The organism is Agrobacterium sp. 10T429 (assembly GCF_056393925.1).
Genome location: NZ_JBFTGV010000001.1, coordinates 254827 through 269920 on the forward strand (window position 1 = coordinate 254827; position 15094 = coordinate 269920).

Below are 15094 nucleotides of genomic sequence, written 5' to 3' on the forward strand. Positions count from 1 at the left end.
CCTTCTAAGGCGCGCCCCGGGGTTTTGCAAAGCCAATTTCCATTTTGCCGCAGCGGTGCAACGCATTATATTGGTACGGACAGAGTTTTGACGATAAAGAACGGATGATATGGGCTTTTCCGCACCGCTTTCAAAAGATCAGGCATCGTTGCTGGATGAACGGTCGCGGGAGATTTTCCGGCGCATCGTCGAAGGCTATCTCGACACCGGCGAACCCTTGGGGTCGCGCAGCCTGTCGCGGCTGTTGCCGATGTCGCTTTCACCGGCCTCCGTTCGCAACGTCATGAGCGACCTCGAGGAACTGGGTCTCATCTATTCGCCGCATATCAGCGCCGGTCGCCTGCCCACCCAGACGGGGCTGCGCTTCTTCGTGGACGCATTCATGCAGGTGGGCGATCTGCCCGCCGATGAGAGAGCCAGTATCGACCGCCAGATCGGTCCGGTCGCCGGCCACGAGCAATCGCTGGAAGGGTTGCTGACGGAGGCAAGCCGCATGCTTTCAGGCATGTCGCGCGGTGCGGGCCTGGTGCTGACGGCCAAGAGCGACGTCATTCTCAAGCACGTTGAATTCATCCGGCTGGAGCCCACCAAGGCGCTTGCCGTGCTGGTAGGGGACCACAATCAGGTCGAAAACCGTATCATCGAATTGCCGGTCGGCATTTCGTCATCGCAATTGACAGAGGCGGCAAATTTCATCAATGCCCATCTTTCCGGGCAGACGCTGCAGGAACTGCGGGGCCAGTTTCAGACGCAGCGTGCCGAATTGCAGTCGGAACTTGGCACGCTCGCGCAGGACCTCATCGAACGTGGTCTCGCCATATGGGCGGGCGACAATGAAGAGGGCAAGCTCGGCCGCCTCATCGTCCGCGGACGCTCCAACCTGCTGGAAGGTCTGGCCGGTGAGGAAGATATCGATCGTGTGCGCCTGCTGTTCGACGATCTGGAACGTAAGGAAAATCTCATCGAGATACTCAACCTTGCGGAAAGTGGCTCAGGCGTCAGGATTTTCATCGGCTCGGAAAACAAGCTCTTCTCGCTGTCAGGCTCGTCACTGATCGTGGCACCTTATCGGGATGAGGAAAATCGCGTTGTGGGCGCCGTCGGCGTCATCGGTCCCACGAGGCTCAATTACGCCCGTATCGTGCCTATGGTGGACTACACAGCACAAATTATGGCCCGCCTTTCCCGAAAGCAGAGATAGGACAAGCCCGCAAGGTTAGAGAATGCGGCAAGCTTTTCGCCGCAAGCCTTGATTTTTGCCCTTCAAACCTCGATATCGGGCGCAACCAACAATATTCAAATCTGGAGAACGTCATGACCGACGATACGAAAAAGCCCGGACCTGACGCGGACGTCGCCGAAGAGTTTGTCGAACCCGCATTTACAGGGGAAGAGACGGCGGAAGCTGCCGAGCCCGATCCGATCGAACTGCTCAGGGCCGAAAATGCCGATCTGCGCGACAAGTTCCTGCGTCTTGCAGCAGAAATGGACAATCTTCGTCGCCGCACCGAGCGCGAAGTCAAGGATGCGAAGGCCTATTCTCTCGCCGCTTTCGCGCGCGACATGCTTGCCGTTTCCGACAATCTTCGCCGCGCTCTTGAAGCCATTCCGGACGAACTCAAGACCAATGGCGAAGCCGGTCTCAACGGCCTGATCGAAGGTGTCGAGATGACGGAGCGCTCGATGCTCTCGACGCTGGAGCGCCACGGCGTCAAAAAGATCGATGCGGAAGGCCAGAAATTTGATCCGAATTTCCACCAGGCGATGTTCGAAATTCCGAACACAGCAGTTCCGAACAACACGGTACTGCAGGTGGTTCAGGCCGGTTTCACCATCGGTGACCGGGTGCTGCGCCCCGCCATGGTTGGCGTCTCAAAGGGTGGCCCGAAGGTGGAGACCGCCGCAGCGCCCGAGCCGGGCACCGCCTCCGTCAACGAGAAGGATGCGTGAGGCATTCCCTCATCTAAAGCGCGTCCGGATATAAAACCGGGACGCGCTTTTGTTTGAAATGCTCCAATAAAAAACGCGCCTCAAGGGCGCGTTTTTTGTCCATGGAAAGGACCGTCGGCAGCCTTTGATCAGGCAGCGGTCGCCTGCTCCTGATTGAGGAAGGCGTAAATTGCCGTGTCGGAATCGGTGGCGCGCAGCTTGGCCACCAGCTCGGGGTCGCGTAAAGCACGGGCAATTCTCGACAGCGCCTTCAGATGATCCGCGCCGGCGCCTTCGGGTGCAAGCAGCAGGAAAACCAGATCGACCGGCTGGTCATCTAGCGCCTCGAAATCAACAGGCGTTTCAAGACGTGCGAAGACGCCGGTGATCTGATGGATGCTGCTCAGCTTGCCATGCGGAATGGCAATGCCGTGCCCCACACCGGTGGAGCCGAGTTTCTCACGCTGGAGGATGACGTCGAAAACTTCCCGTTCCGAGACTCCGGTAATTCTGGCTGCCTTTGCGGCCAGCTCCTGAAGCAATTGCTTTTTGGAATTCACCTTGAGGGCGGGAATAATCGCATCTTGTTGCAGCAAATCTGCCAACGCCATTCTCTTTTTCCTTCATGCCATCGAGACGATGCAGGAGGCAGATACGCTTTCGCGCTCTGCCTCCCATGTCTTGTCAGACTGTTCAGCTCTTGATCGTTTCCGCGTCGATCCAGCCAATATTGCCGTCATGTCGTCGGTAGACGATGTTGAGATATTCCTTGCCGGGGCTGCGGAACAGCAGAACCGGTTCGTCCGTCATGTCGAGCGCCATCACGGCGCTGGCGACGGACATCGTCTTTATCTGTTTCGAACTTTCCGCAACGATCGTGGGTGCGTAGTCTTCCGGAACCTCGTGGTCCTCATCGGGGACAGCATCCATTACCGTATAGGCGATTTCCGACATCGCGCCGTTCGCCGCGGAACCATTGTGGTGATGGTCCTTCAGCTTCCGTTTGTAGCGACGCAGGCGCTTCTCGATACGCTCGGCGGCGGCATCGAAACTCGCTTGCGGATCATTTGCCTGACCCGCCGCATGCAATACAACGCCCGTATCGAGATGCAGTTTGCAATCGGCTGCAAAACGCGATCCGGACTTCTCTACGGTCACTTGGCCTGAATACCCCCCATCGAAGTATTTGGTAACTGCCAGACCTATATTGTCCTCAATCCGCTGCCGGAAAGATTCGCCGATCTCCATATGTTTACCAGATACACGCACACTCATGGAAAATTTCCTTTTTGTAGTGATTTGCGAGTACCAGCTTACGTCAAGCCGCGCGCGCATCCAAGCGTTTCGAAGGCCTTTAAAAGCCCCCATTCGAATTTTACGCCCATGGACGGTGGAGATGAATCCGTTACAAATGACCTTGCTTACGTGTGCGGCGGGCTTCTAGCCCTTGCCGTAGCAAGAGTCAATGGTGCGGCTGGAAAGCCCTGAAAACGTGACCAGCGCCACCGCTCAGAACGCCGACAGTCTGGCCAGGGCCTTCTTCTCGCGCCGTCTCTGAACGGAGGATGGGATGTTCATCGCCTCGCGATATTTGGCCACGGTGCGGCGAGCAAGATCGATACCACTCTTTTTCAGATTATCGACGATATCGTCATCGGAAAGCACTGCGTCGGCGGCCTCCTGCGCGATCATCGCCTTGATGCGGTGACGCACCGCTTCTGCAGAATGGCTGTCACCGCCTTCCACCGAGCTGATGGAAACACTGAAGAAATACTTCAGCTCGAACAGGCCGCGCGGCGTCAGCATGTATTTTTTCGACGTCACCCGGCTGACGGTGGATTCGTGCATCTTGATGGCGTCGGCCACCGTCTTGAGGTTCAGCGGGCGCAGGTGGTCCACGCCATTGACGAGAAAGGCGTCCTGCTGGCGCACGATTTCGGTCGCCACCTTCATGATCGTTCTGGCGCGCTGGTCGAGGCTGCGGGTCAGCCAATGGGCCGTCTGCATGCATTCGGAAAGGAAATCCTGATCCTCTCCCTCGCGCGACTTGTGCCTTGAAACCTCTGCGAAATAGGTCTGGTTGATGAGCACGCGCGGCAGGGTCTCGGGGTTGATTTCCACAAGCCAGCCGCCGGCAGAGGAGGGGCGAATGATGATATCAGGAACGATTGTCTCGGAAACGGTCGAATCGTAACCAGCGCCCGGACGCGGATTGAGCGTGCGGATTTCCGCCAGCATGTCGAGAAGGTCTTCCTCATCCACGCCGCAGAGTTTTTTTAGAGAAGCGAAATCCCGTTTCGCCAGAAGCTCCAGATTGTCGATAAAAGCCCGCATTGCCGGATCAAGCCTGTCCTTCTGGGCAAGCTGGATCGCCAGACATTCGCTCAGCGAGCGGGAAAACACGCCGGGAGGATCAAAGCCCTGAAGCGTCTCCAGAATTCGCTCCACTGCCGAAGGCGCCGCCCCCAGCCGTTCAGCGACGTCTTCGACGGCATCTACGGCGATATATCCGGTCTCGTCGAGCTGGCCGATCAGCGCATCGGCGATCATCCTGTCTTCCACAGAGGATATGGCGAGAGGCAATTGCTGATTGAGATGGTCGCTGAGGGTCTGTTTCGCGGCAACGAAGTCGTCGAGATCGTAACTCTCGCCTGACTCCTGCCCGGGCATGGATTTCCACTGCCCCGCAAGTTCGGGTGCGTCGGGCTTTCTGGGTTCGGTATCGTCAGGAAAGACATTTTCGAAGCTGGTGTCGAGCTGTTCGCCGAGATTTGCCGCGCGATCGCCGTACCAGTCGTCGCTGTCGGCCGTTACCGGCGCGGACTTGTCGGACCCTTCGCTGTCGGCATCGCCGAAATTCTCCGCATCAACAGGGCTATCGCTGCTCAAATCGCCGTCGTTTGCCGCAATTTCAAGCAAAGGATTGCGCTCCACCTCCTGCGCGATGAACTGCGTCAGTTCGAAATGCGTCATCTGAAGCAGCTGGATGGACTGCATCAGTTGCGGTGTCATCACGAGAGACTGGTTTTGACGCAGCAAAAGGCTGGCAGATAATGCCATGGCGGACGCGAAACTCCCCTTACAGCTTCTTCGTCGCCACAAATTTCATAAATTTTGCGCAGGCAACGAAACTTGGCCCAAAAATTGCTTTTTTATTATGTTTGGTCAAGCGTCACTGCGGGGCGCGATGAAGAATCTTTCGCGCCCGGGAGCTTAAAGGCTAAAATTATTGCCGAGATAGAGCCGGCGCACATCCGGATTGTTGACGATATCGTCTGCACGGCCATGGGTCAGAACCTCACCGGCATGGATGATATAGGCGCGGTCAATGAGGCCGAGCGTTTCGCGGACATTGTGGTCGGTGATGAGAACGCCGATCCCGCGCGCGGTCAAATGTCTGACAAGGTTCTGAATGTCGCTGACGGAGATCGGATCGACGCCGGCAAAAGGTTCGTCCAGAAGCATGAAGGTCGGGTCGGTCGCCAGAGCACGGGCGATTTCCAGACGGCGACGTTCGCCGCCCGACAGGGCGACAGCGGGCGATTTGCGCAGCTGCGCAATGTGGAACTCTTCCAGCAACTCATCGAGCTTGCGGCTGCGCTTGGCGCTGTCAGGTTCGTGCACTTCCAGCACGGCGCGGATATTTTCCTCGACTGTCAGTCCACGGAAGATGGAGGCTTCCTGCGGCAGGTAGCCGACACCGAGGCGGGCACGCCTGTACATCGGCATGGTAGTGACGTCGTTGCCGTTGATGGCGATCTTGCCGCTATCGACAGGTACGAGGCCCGTGATCATGTAGAAACAGGTGGTTTTGCCCGCGCCGTTCGGGCCAAGCAGCCCCACGGCTTCACCACGGCGCACGACCAGCGAGACGCCGTTGACGACGCGCCGTGTATTATAGGTCTTCGTCAGACCATGCGCGATCAGGGTACCGTCATAGCGAGCCTTGTCGGCCTGCGACGCAGCGTCCACAGGTCGGTCGCGCCCACCGCCAAATATTTTTGAGATCGAGGCTATCTTCACGAGGTGAGACTACTGTTTCTTCTGCTGCGATTTCGGATCGAGCATGATCCGGACAGGACCGCCGCAGCTTTCGAGCTTTGCCTGCCCCGAATTCATCAGAACAGTGAGCTTGCAGCCGGTGAAGACATTCGCGCCCTCGGACAGCACAACCTGCTTGCCGGTCAGAATGAAGGTCTGCGCCGCCATGTCGAATTCGCCGTGATCGGCCGTGGCCTTCTGCGTCTCGGACGTCAGGTAGACGTTATTGTCGACGAAGATTTTTTCGATGTTGGCGTCACCGCTGGTGAGCGAGGAACCTTCACCCTTGTAATTGACCGTCATCTTGCCGGCCTGAAGGGTGGTGGTGCCCTGCACAACTTTCACGTTACCGGTGAAATAGGCCTTGCGCTCCTGGTCCCGAATCTCGAGCTGATCGCTTTCGATAGCGATCGGCTGGTCGCCGGAGAGCTTGACGCCTGTCATGTTGCTGGTGGTGTTCTGAGCGAAAGCCACGGTTGCAAGACAGGAAAAAGCAAAAGCTGCGGCTGTAACGCCTGCGGATTTGCCAAGGGAAACGGGACGGGAAATTTGCATCATCTGGACCGGGCTCTCACTTGCCTTCATTCTTGATATTGGATGCAGCGATACGTGCGCGTACCTGCCCCGAAAATGTAATAGTCTTGCCATTATCCGCGATATCAATCGATTGCGCAACAATGGCGCCGTCGTTTGTTTTGATCGAAACCGGCTCTTTACTGCTCATTTTTCCAGCCTTCAGATCGACATCCGCAGATTGGAACTTCGCTTGTATGCCATTGCTGAGATTGATGTCAAAAGGGGCGGTCATCTTCAGCGTGTTGGTGGCCCGGTCGAAAATGCCTTCCTTGGCTATCACCTGGGCGACGCTGTCGTTCACAGGTACCGCAGCCAGAACCCTTTCGAGCGTCATGAGGTTGGGGTTGGCGATATCCTGCAACGCACGGTCTGCGTTCATGGAGTAGTCGATCCCCTTCTCGTTGCGGCCCGCAACGGCCGGCTTTTCCATCACGATCTTGCCGTCTTCGATCCTTGCGCTTTCAAGCGAAACCTCTTCGGGCGCCCAGGTGCGAATGAGCGAAACGGCGACGAAGGCAAACGAGATGATCGCCGCACCGAGCGGCAGAATGATTTTCAGCCGCTTCACGCGCGCGGAATGCCTCAGCGCGCGCTCGTAAGCGCCGTTCTGGTCATTGGGCAGCGGAAACGCTGGCGCGGGTTGGCGGAGTCTTTCGAGCATAAGAGTGGGTCCGGAAAACTTCCTGGGCGCCACTTTGGCGCGCAACTGAAGCTTATATGTTTATCTTGATGTCTTTGGCATGAGTGCTGTGTCCTGCCAATATGGTTTTTGTCTGGAAAGGTGCAAGGGAAATGCGAATTTAATCGTAATTCTGGTTTCCTTATTGTTTCCTTGCGGCTTCGCGCTAGAAGAACCATATGGCCATGACGCTTACATTACGCTTCAAATGCCGGAAGGCAGGGGTTTTCGATGGATAATATGGCGATAGCGGATCGCAGACGATTGCGCCGCAAGCTGACTTTCTGGCGGATTGCCGCTGTTTTTCTGTTTGTCGCCGGCATTTTCGGCCTCTACCGGTTTTTATGGGCCACCCCGCAGCAAAGCGAGAGACCCCATATTGCCCGTGTCCAGATCTCCGGGCTGATCCAGGACAATACCGAACTTCTGGAGCGGCTGGACAAGATTGCCAAGAGCGACAATGTCAAAGGGCTGATCGTTTCGATTTCATCGCCCGGTGGCACCACCTATGGCGGCGAGCGCATCTTCAAGGCCATTCGCGGCGTTGCGGAAAAGAAGCCGGTGGTCTCCGATGTCCGCACGCTTGCCGCCTCCGCTGGATATATGATCGCATCTGCAGGCGAAGTCATCGTCGCTGGCGAAACCTCGATCACCGGCTCGATCGGCGTGATCTTTCAATATCCCCAGATCGGCCAGCTGATGGATAAGCTCGGCGTCTCGCTGCAGGAAATAAAGTCCTCTCCGATGAAGGCGGAGCCTTCGCCGTTCCACGAGGCGCCCGAAGAGGCGAAGACGATGATCCGTTCCATGGTGATGGACAGCTACGGCTGGTTCGTCGATCTTGTGGCCGATCGCCGCAAATTGCCGCGCGAGGATGTGTTGAAACTGGCGGACGGATCGATTTTCACGGGCAGACAGGCGCTCGCCAACAAGCTGGTCGACACGCTTGGCGGCGAAAAGGAAATTCGCGGCTATTTCGAAACGCGCGGTGTTGCCAAGGATCTGCCGATCGTGGAATGGCGCGCACCGTCTTCCAGTTCGCCTTTTTCGCTTTTCAGTGTTGCGCAAATAGCGAAGCTTCTGGGATATGACGATTTAATACCGTTTGCGGGCTCCGGTCAGCTCGGTGCGGACAAGTTGTTTCTTGACGGTCTTGTTTCCGTTTGGCAGGTTGAGCCGCATTAAAAATCCAATTCTTTCAGGGGGCAACCGTGATCAAGTCTGAACTGGTGCAGATCGTTGCTGCGCGTAACCCGCACCTTTATCACCGTGACGTGGAAAATATCGTCAATGCGGTGCTGGATGAAATCACCGATGCCTTGGCAGCGGGAAATCGTGTTGAGCTTCGTGGTTTCGGCGCATTTTCGGTGAAGAACCGTCCTTCGCGTTCCGGTCGGAACCCGCGCACGGGTGAATCGGTTTTCGTCGAGGAAAAATGGGTGCCTTTCTTCAAGACGGGCAAGGAACTGCGTGAGCGCCTGAACCCCGGTATGGGTGACGAAGAGGACGATTGATCGTTCTCACCCGCCGCCCCGGAAACGGAGCCGAGGGAATGCACGCCGCGATGGAGTAATGTCGGATGTCGAAAAAAATCATCAACCTCATCATCCTGCTTCCGCTGGCGATTATCCTCGTCATCCTGTGCGTGGCCAATCGTCAGTCCGTGACGCTCGCGCTCAATCCGTTCCGGCCGGAGGATGGTGTACTTTCCTTCACCGCGCCGTTTTTCGTGTTCCTGTTTCTGGCCGTCATTTTCGGTGTGCTTCTGGGATCTTCCGCCACCTGGTTTGCGCAGGGCAAGCATCGCAAGCGCGCCCGGATCGAGGCGAAGGAAGCCGTTCGCTGGCACGACGAGGCGAACCGGCACAAAGCGGCAACAGCCGCGCAGCTTCCGAATGCGGGCCAACTCCCGGCAAAGTGATGGTGCCGACATTCGTTGCGGCTCTAGTCGAGCGACGCTTGGAATGCTATTTGCTGGCGCGATAAAACGCGGGCAGAAGCGGAAAGATTTCCATTGAAGAAAAAAGACAGCCGGCCGGGCAATCGCGTGCGTGCCGGGAGCGAGAAAAAACAGGTTCATGCCGCAAAGCCGGCACGGCGAATGGACGCGGCACCGAAAAAGCGCGAGCCGGACGAGGTGCGCAGCGCGCCCAAATCTGCGCCGAGGGAAAAGATAGCCCCAGTAGCGGCCGTTGAGCAGGTGCCTGCGCGGCCCCTCAAGCATCGCACCGGCGAACGTCCCGCAGAACAGGTTCCGGTAATTCTGGAATCGAGTGGCGCGGGTGATTTTCATCTCATCGACAGCGGCAATGGCCTGAAGCTTGAACAATACGGCGAATATCGCGTCGTCCGTCCCGAGGCGCAGGCTCTCTGGCAACCGTCGGTTCCCGACCGCGTATGGCAGAATGCCGACGCCATTTTTACCGGCGACACGGATGAAGACGGCATGGGCCGTTGGCGTTTTCCAAAGGCAGCACTTGGCGAAACCTGGCCACTGTCGCTGCTCGGCGTCGAGTTTCTCGGCCGTTTCACGGCCTTCCGGCATGTCGGCGTCTTCCCGGAGCAGATCGTCCACTGGGAATGGCTGAAAAATGCCGTTGAAACGGCTGACCGGCCGCTGAAAGTCCTGAACCTGTTTGGTTACACCGGCGTCGCTTCTTTGGTCGCCGCTGCTGCAGGCGCTGAAGTGACCCATGTCGACGCCTCCAAGAAAGCGATCGGCTGGGCAAAGGAGAACCAGGCGCTTGCCGGGCTCGAACAGGCGCCGATCCGCTGGATTTGCGAAGACGCGATGAAGTTCATCCAGCGCGAGGAGCGTCGCGGCAGCACCTACGACATCATTCTCACCGACCCGCCGAAATTCGGCCGCGGCACCCACGGTGAAATCTGGCAATTGTTCGACCATCTTCCGTTGATGCTGGATATCTGCCGGGAAATCCTGTCGCCCAAAGCGCTCGGTCTGGTGCTGACGGCCTATTCTATCAGGGCCAGCTTCTATTCGATGCATGAATTGATGCGCGAAATCATGCGCGGCGCCGGTGGCGTCGTTGGATCCGGCGAGCTCGTCATTCGCGAGGCCGGGCTTGATGGCAAGACGCCGGGCCGGGTGCTTTCCACATCGCTGTTCAGCCGCTGGGAGCCGAAATGACGAACGACATGCGCGAAAACACGACGCGCCGGGTTGGCCAGGTCAAGGAAGTCACCAGCCTTGCCAATCCCATCATCAAGGATATCAAGGCGCTTACCCAGAAAAAGGGCAGGGAAGAGACCGGCACCTTCATGGCGGAAGGCCTGAAGCTGGTTATCGACGCGCTCGAACTGGGCTGGACCATCCGTACCCTGGTTTACGCCAAGGCGGCCAAGGGCAAGCCGCTGGTGGAGCAGGCGGCCGTAAAGACGGTCGCTTCCGGCGGGCTGGTGCTCGAAGTCAGCGAAAAAGTCATCGCCTCGATCACCCGCCGCGACAATCCGCAAATGGTCGTTGGCATCTTTGACCAGAGATGGAAGCCATTGAAGGATATCCGTCCGGAAAAAGGCGAGACCTATATCGCGCTCGATCGGGTGCGTGATCCCGGCAATCTCGGCACCATCATCCGCACGGCGGATGCGGCGGGTGCCTCAGGTGTCATTCTGGTCGGCGATTGCACCGATCCGTTTTCGCTGGAAACCGTGCGTGCGACCATGGGTTCGGTCTTCGCTACGCCCGTTGCCCGCGCCTCGGTTGAGGAATTCCTCTCATGGAAAAAATCAGCCAATGTCAGTGTCGTTGCCACCCATCTTGCCGGGTCGGTGGACTATCGAAAAATCGATTACGCCGGAAAGCCCGTTGTGCTTTTGATGGGTAACGAACAATCCGGCCTGCCGCCTGAACTGGCCGGCAAGGCAGACCAACTGGCGCGCATTCCCCAACAGGGCCGTGCCGATAGTCTCAATCTCGCCATCGCAACCGCTGTCATGCTTTTCGAGGCGCGGCGACATCTCCTCGAACTGGCACCGGTGAAGTAATGGCCAAAGCGGCGTTGTTTTCGAAATTTGGCCCGGCTTTCGCGCTTATCGTTGCTGCCCTTGTGTTGGACCAGGTCGTCAAGCAACTGGTCGAGACCTATCTGCCGTTGCAGGAGATGGTGCCGGTCATTCCGTTCCTGGCGCTTTACCGCACCTATAATCTCGGTGTGGCGTTTTCGATGCTGGCGGACATGCACGGCTGGTTCATCGTCAGCATGCGGCTCGTCATCGTGGTCTTCGTTCTGTGGCTCTGGCGCAAGACGGCGGCGGATCGGACTTTTGCCCATCTTGGCTTCGCCTTCATCATTGCTGGAGCGGCCGGCAATCTTCTCGACCGCTTTTTCTACGGTCACGTCATCGACTACATCCTGTTTCACACCGATACATGGTCGTTCGCGGTCTTCAATCTGGCCGACACTTTCATAACAATCGGTGCCGGTTGCGTCATTCTCGATGAGTTTCTGCACGCCCGGGCGGCTAAAAAGTAAAATTTTAGCGTTTGAGCCAAACATATCAAAACCGCTGCCGTGGTAGCGGTTGTGCATGAGCGAACTGGCACGACTGCGGGAAAAAGTTTCAGATGGCCTCGCCGCCACCCCGGCGCAGCCGGCGGATCGCGTCGACACGACATCTCACCATGGCGGTGCGGGGCGCGGGATAGATGCCAGATCGATCACGCTATACGTTGCCGCGTCATTGTCGGTGGGTGCCTTCTCCGCGGCCTTGATCGCGCTTGCGGTGCCTTATGCGGTCACCGTCGCCTTGGCATCCTTCTTCGGTGCGGTGCTGGTCGGTCTCCTGTACTACGCCATGTTCGGCCAATCCTTCCAGTATCCCGGCAAACTACCTGCAGATGATTTGGATGTACGGCTACGCCAAACTCAAAACCGATCGCTGATTGCCGAGATTCAGGAGGCCATGGGCGATATCATCGTCATCCGCAATATGGATCGGCGCATCGTCGAGGCGAATGCGGTTTTTCGTGAAGTAACGGGCTGCTCGGCACCCGAAGGGCTGAGCTGTGAGGAAATCGGCATCGCTTTCCGGCCAGGCGACAAGGCCCACGCTTATGATGTGGAAATCGCGACCCCGTTCGGTCAGCGCATTTTCTCCTGGCACGATGTCGTCACCCGCGATCTGGCAAGCAGTCGTCTTCTCATCAGCAGCATCGCGAGAGATGTCACCGAGGAGCGGCTGGCACTCGGTGAGCGGGAAAACGCCCGGTTACGCGCGGAAAAGGCCGATGCCGAAAAGGCAAGGCTGCTGGCAACTGTTAGCCACGAGATCCGTCTGCCGCTTTCCGGCATGCTCGGCATGAACCATCTTCTGTCGCAGACGAAGCTCAATGAAGAGCAACGTAATTATCTCGACGGCATGAAGCAGTCCGGTCAGTCGCTGGTACAGTTGGTCGAGGACCTGCTGGATTATTCGACCATGGAGGCGGGCCGTTTCAAACTCAATCCGCGTGCGGAAAACCTGCGTCGGCTGATCGAGAGCATTGTCGAGATGCTGGCGCATCGCGCCCACGAAAAGGGCATCGAAATCACCTCCTTCGTCACGCCGGATGTGCCTGATTATCTGGATTTCGATCCGGCAAGGCTGCGTCAGGTTCTGTTCAACCTCCTCGGCAATGCCGTCAAATTCACGCAGGTGGGCGGGGTCATCATCCGGGCGCGCATGGTTGAAGGCGAATTGCATATCACCGTCGAGGACACCGGCCCCGGCATGAGCCAAGCGGACCAAGCCCGTATCTTTGGCGAATTCGAACAGGCAGGCCCGATGTCGCAGCAAAGTGGGGGAACAGGGCTTGGGCTCGCGATTTCCGCCCGCATCGTCCGGGAATTCGGCGGCAGCCTCACGGTCTTCAGCCGCAAGGGTGAGGGCAGCACCTTCAAGTTGGCATTCCGTCCGGGCAGTTCGTCCACCGGCACGCCGGACCCGGACCGGCACCATTGCCTGCAGCATACCAATGTCCTGCTGATCGCGCCGAGGGGCGTGGCAGCGACGGTGACGATGGAGGCGATCAAGGCTTTCGGCGGTAAATGCGCTCTTATCCACGAACCGGAGGACTTGGAAAGGCTGCACGGTACAGCTGCCGATCTCACCGATATCATTGTCGACAGGCGTATTTCGCCTCTGTTCAGAGACGCGCTAAGGGATTGGCCGCAACAGAATGTCCGCCGCACGTTGCTGGTCAGTCCCGAAGAGCGGGCGTCGACCATGCATGCGTCCTTCGACGCCTGGTTGATCCGGCCGCTGCGCGAAAAGTCCCTGATTGACGTCCTCTGCGGTCGTCTGCGCGGCATAGAACGGCGCGATGCCATCAACGACAACCATCCGGATGTGGGGTTTTCGTCACGGGTGACGGAGGGGGTAAGCGGTATCGATATCCTCGTGGCCGAGGACGACGCCGTCAATGCGCGCATCATCCGGGCCGTTCTGGAAAAAAGCGGTTACATCGTGCGCGGTGTCGACGATTTTCAGGCCCTGCAGCAAGCCGTGGCGCCGGGCACAACCCGCCTGCCGCACCTCATCATATCCGATCTCAATATGCCGGGCGGCGAGGGGCTTGAGGTGCTGCCGGAGCTTCTCGGCACGCTGAAGGGCGGAAGAAATATTCCGCTCATCGTGCTCAGCGGCGATGCGAGCGTTGAAACCGCCGAAATCCTGCTGAATGCCGGTGCGGCCAAGGTTTTGACCAAGCCTGCCGACCCGAGACGACTGGTCGAGGAAATCCGCCGCTTGCTGGAGGCGAAACGCCTGTTGCCATCATGACTTGAGAGACTCGCAATGGCTGCATTTTGTCACTATTCTGTCGTCAATTAGTGATTTATGACAGGAAAAATCTTTTGGTGGCGGAGCGATTCCCCATGGTTGCCGAAATCTACAGTCACGACATTAGTGAAAAGAAAGTTGTTATTCATCCTCGTCCAGACACCGCTCAGGACAATGAGGGGCTTTTCGGCCGTATCGGCTCGCTGGAAACACGGCTCGCAAGAAACGAGCGGGAGATCGACGCGGCGCAGTCCGTGCGTTATCGGGTTTTCGTTGATGAAATGAAGGCGCGCCTTCCCGCAGACGCCATGCGCCGCAAGCGCGACATCGACGCCTGGGACAGTGTCTGCGACCATCTGCTCGTGCTCGACAAGGCGATTGAAGGCGACAGCGAAGACCAGATCGTCGGTACCTACCGTCTGTTACGTCAGGAAACTGCACTCGCGAATAACGGTTTTTATTCCGCAAGCGAATTCGACATCGCCGGGCTGGTAGCGCGCCATCCGGGCAAGCGCTTCATGGAGCTTGGCCGCTCCTGCGTGCTGCCGGAATATCGCACCAAGCGCACGGTTGAGCTTTTGTGGCAGGGCAACTGGGCCTATGCCGTGAAACACCGCATGGATGCCATGATCGGTTGCGCTTCGTTCCCCGGCGTGCAGCCGGAAGCCCACGCGCTTGCTCTGTCCTTCCTGCATCACAATTGCGTTGCAAAGGGCGAGTGGGCGGCTTCCGCTCTTCCCGAGCTTTATCACGAGATGGACCTGGTACCGGCTGAGGCGCTGAATGCCCGCAAGGCGCTGAACGCCATGCCGCCGCTGATCAAAGGCTATATGCGTCTCGGCGCCATGTTCGGCTCCGGCGCCGTGGTGGACCACGCCTTCAACACGACAGATGTTCTCGTGGTCCTGCCGGTTTCCTCTATCGCCGGCCGCTACATCAGCTATTACGGCGGCGAGACCGAGCGCATCAACGGCTGACCGGTTTTAACTCGGATCAAGCGGGATGTTCCTGTGGGCAGCGGTGCCGTGTGTGTTGTCTTGGTGCGGCCATTGCCGCTAGTGTCGGCGCTCCCTTTCCGCAACACGATAT

Annotated in this window: 16 protein-coding genes; 10 read left to right on the top strand and 6 right to left on the bottom strand. The window is 58.0% G+C overall.

Annotated elements, in window-relative coordinates; translation table 11 throughout:
• The first annotated feature begins 109 nt into the window (after positions 1 to 109).
• Both hrcA and grpE read left to right on the top strand, forming a co-directional pair.
• Positions 110 to 1201, top strand: coding sequence for a heat-inducible transcriptional repressor HrcA (hrcA, locus tag AC1DCP_RS01265; RefSeq protein ID WP_003514754.1), 1092 nt, complete (start codon positions 110 to 112; stop codon positions 1199 to 1201).
• Between the two features lie 113 nt (positions 1202 to 1314).
• A complete protein-coding gene (gene grpE, locus AC1DCP_RS01270; protein ID WP_003514756.1) occupies positions 1315 to 1950 on the top strand; it encodes a nucleotide exchange factor GrpE in 636 nt (211 codons plus the stop codon).
• 128 nt (positions 1951 to 2078) lie between these two features.
• Here the strand turns inward: grpE and ptsN are convergent, their stop codons facing one another.
• The 6 genes from ptsN to lptC form a co-directional block, all read right to left on the bottom strand.
• Positions 2079 to 2540 (bottom strand): PTS IIA-like nitrogen regulatory protein PtsN, encoded by a 462-nt coding sequence (gene ptsN, locus AC1DCP_RS01275; RefSeq protein WP_003493488.1) that lies wholly within the window; start codon positions 2538 to 2540, stop codon positions 2079 to 2081.
• Between the two features lie 82 nt (positions 2541 to 2622).
• Positions 2623 to 3204 (bottom strand): ribosome hibernation-promoting factor, HPF/YfiA family, encoded by a 582-nt coding sequence (hpf, locus tag AC1DCP_RS01280; protein WP_003514759.1) that lies wholly within the window; start codon positions 3202 to 3204, stop codon positions 2623 to 2625.
• Between the two features lie 234 nt (positions 3205 to 3438).
• Positions 3439 to 4989, bottom strand: coding sequence for an RNA polymerase factor sigma-54 (rpoN, locus tag AC1DCP_RS01285; RefSeq protein WP_026330653.1), 1551 nt, complete (start codon positions 4987 to 4989; stop codon positions 3439 to 3441).
• Positions 4990 to 5142: 153 nt separating this feature from the next.
• On the bottom strand, positions 5143 to 5952 hold the full coding sequence (lptB, locus tag AC1DCP_RS01290) for an LPS export ABC transporter ATP-binding protein (protein WP_003514762.1): 810 nt from the start codon (positions 5950 to 5952) through the stop codon (positions 5143 to 5145).
• Positions 5953 to 5961: 9 nt separating this feature from the next.
• Positions 5962 to 6528: an LptA/OstA family protein gene (locus AC1DCP_RS01295; protein ID WP_003514763.1), complete on the bottom strand. Its 567-nt coding sequence runs from the start codon at positions 6526 to 6528 to the stop codon at positions 5962 to 5964.
• Between the two features lie 13 nt (positions 6529 to 6541).
• Entirely contained in the window at positions 6542 to 7207 is a 666-nt protein-coding gene (gene lptC / locus AC1DCP_RS01300) for an LPS export ABC transporter periplasmic protein LptC (protein WP_003514764.1), read from the bottom strand.
• Between the two features lie 249 nt (positions 7208 to 7456).
• On the opposite strand from lptC, the gene sppA reads away from it, so the two are divergent.
• From sppA to olsB, 8 genes are all read left to right on the top strand, one after another.
• Entirely contained in the window at positions 7457 to 8410 is a 954-nt protein-coding gene (sppA, locus tag AC1DCP_RS01305) for a signal peptide peptidase SppA (protein ID WP_065688382.1), read from the top strand.
• A 2-nt stretch (positions 8411 to 8412) separates the two neighbouring features.
• Complete coding sequence (locus AC1DCP_RS01310; RefSeq protein ID WP_219256707.1) at positions 8413 to 8739, top strand: integration host factor subunit beta; 327 nt, start codon at positions 8413 to 8415, stop codon at positions 8737 to 8739.
• A gap of 65 nt (positions 8740 to 8804) precedes the next feature.
• The gene (locus AC1DCP_RS01315) at positions 8805 to 9146 is read left to right on the top strand and encodes a LapA family protein (RefSeq protein WP_003514766.1); all 342 of its coding nucleotides are present in this window, start codon (positions 8805 to 8807) and stop codon (positions 9144 to 9146) included.
• A 93-nt stretch (positions 9147 to 9239) separates the two neighbouring features.
• The gene (locus AC1DCP_RS01320) at positions 9240 to 10373 is read left to right on the top strand and encodes a class I SAM-dependent methyltransferase (RefSeq protein WP_476774113.1); all 1134 of its coding nucleotides are present in this window, start codon (positions 9240 to 9242) and stop codon (positions 10371 to 10373) included.
• The gene (locus AC1DCP_RS01325; RefSeq protein ID WP_003514768.1) at positions 10370 to 11230 is read left to right on the top strand and encodes a TrmH family RNA methyltransferase; all 861 of its coding nucleotides are present in this window, start codon (positions 10370 to 10372) and stop codon (positions 11228 to 11230) included. The genes AC1DCP_RS01320 and AC1DCP_RS01325 overlap by 4 nt, the downstream gene beginning before the upstream one ends.
• A complete protein-coding gene (lspA, locus tag AC1DCP_RS01330) occupies positions 11230 to 11718 on the top strand; it encodes a signal peptidase II (RefSeq protein ID WP_003514769.1) in 489 nt (162 codons plus the stop codon). Before AC1DCP_RS01325 ends, lspA begins: the two co-directional genes overlap by 1 nt.
• 55 nt (positions 11719 to 11773) lie before the next feature.
• Complete coding sequence (locus AC1DCP_RS01335) at positions 11774 to 14005, top strand: hybrid sensor histidine kinase/response regulator (RefSeq protein WP_065688380.1); 2232 nt, start codon at positions 11774 to 11776, stop codon at positions 14003 to 14005.
• A gap of 95 nt (positions 14006 to 14100) precedes the next feature.
• Positions 14101 to 14982, top strand: coding sequence for a l-ornithine N(alpha)-acyltransferase (gene olsB, locus AC1DCP_RS01340; protein WP_065688379.1), 882 nt, complete (start codon positions 14101 to 14103; stop codon positions 14980 to 14982).
• The last annotated feature ends 112 nt before the right edge of the window (positions 14983 to 15094 follow it).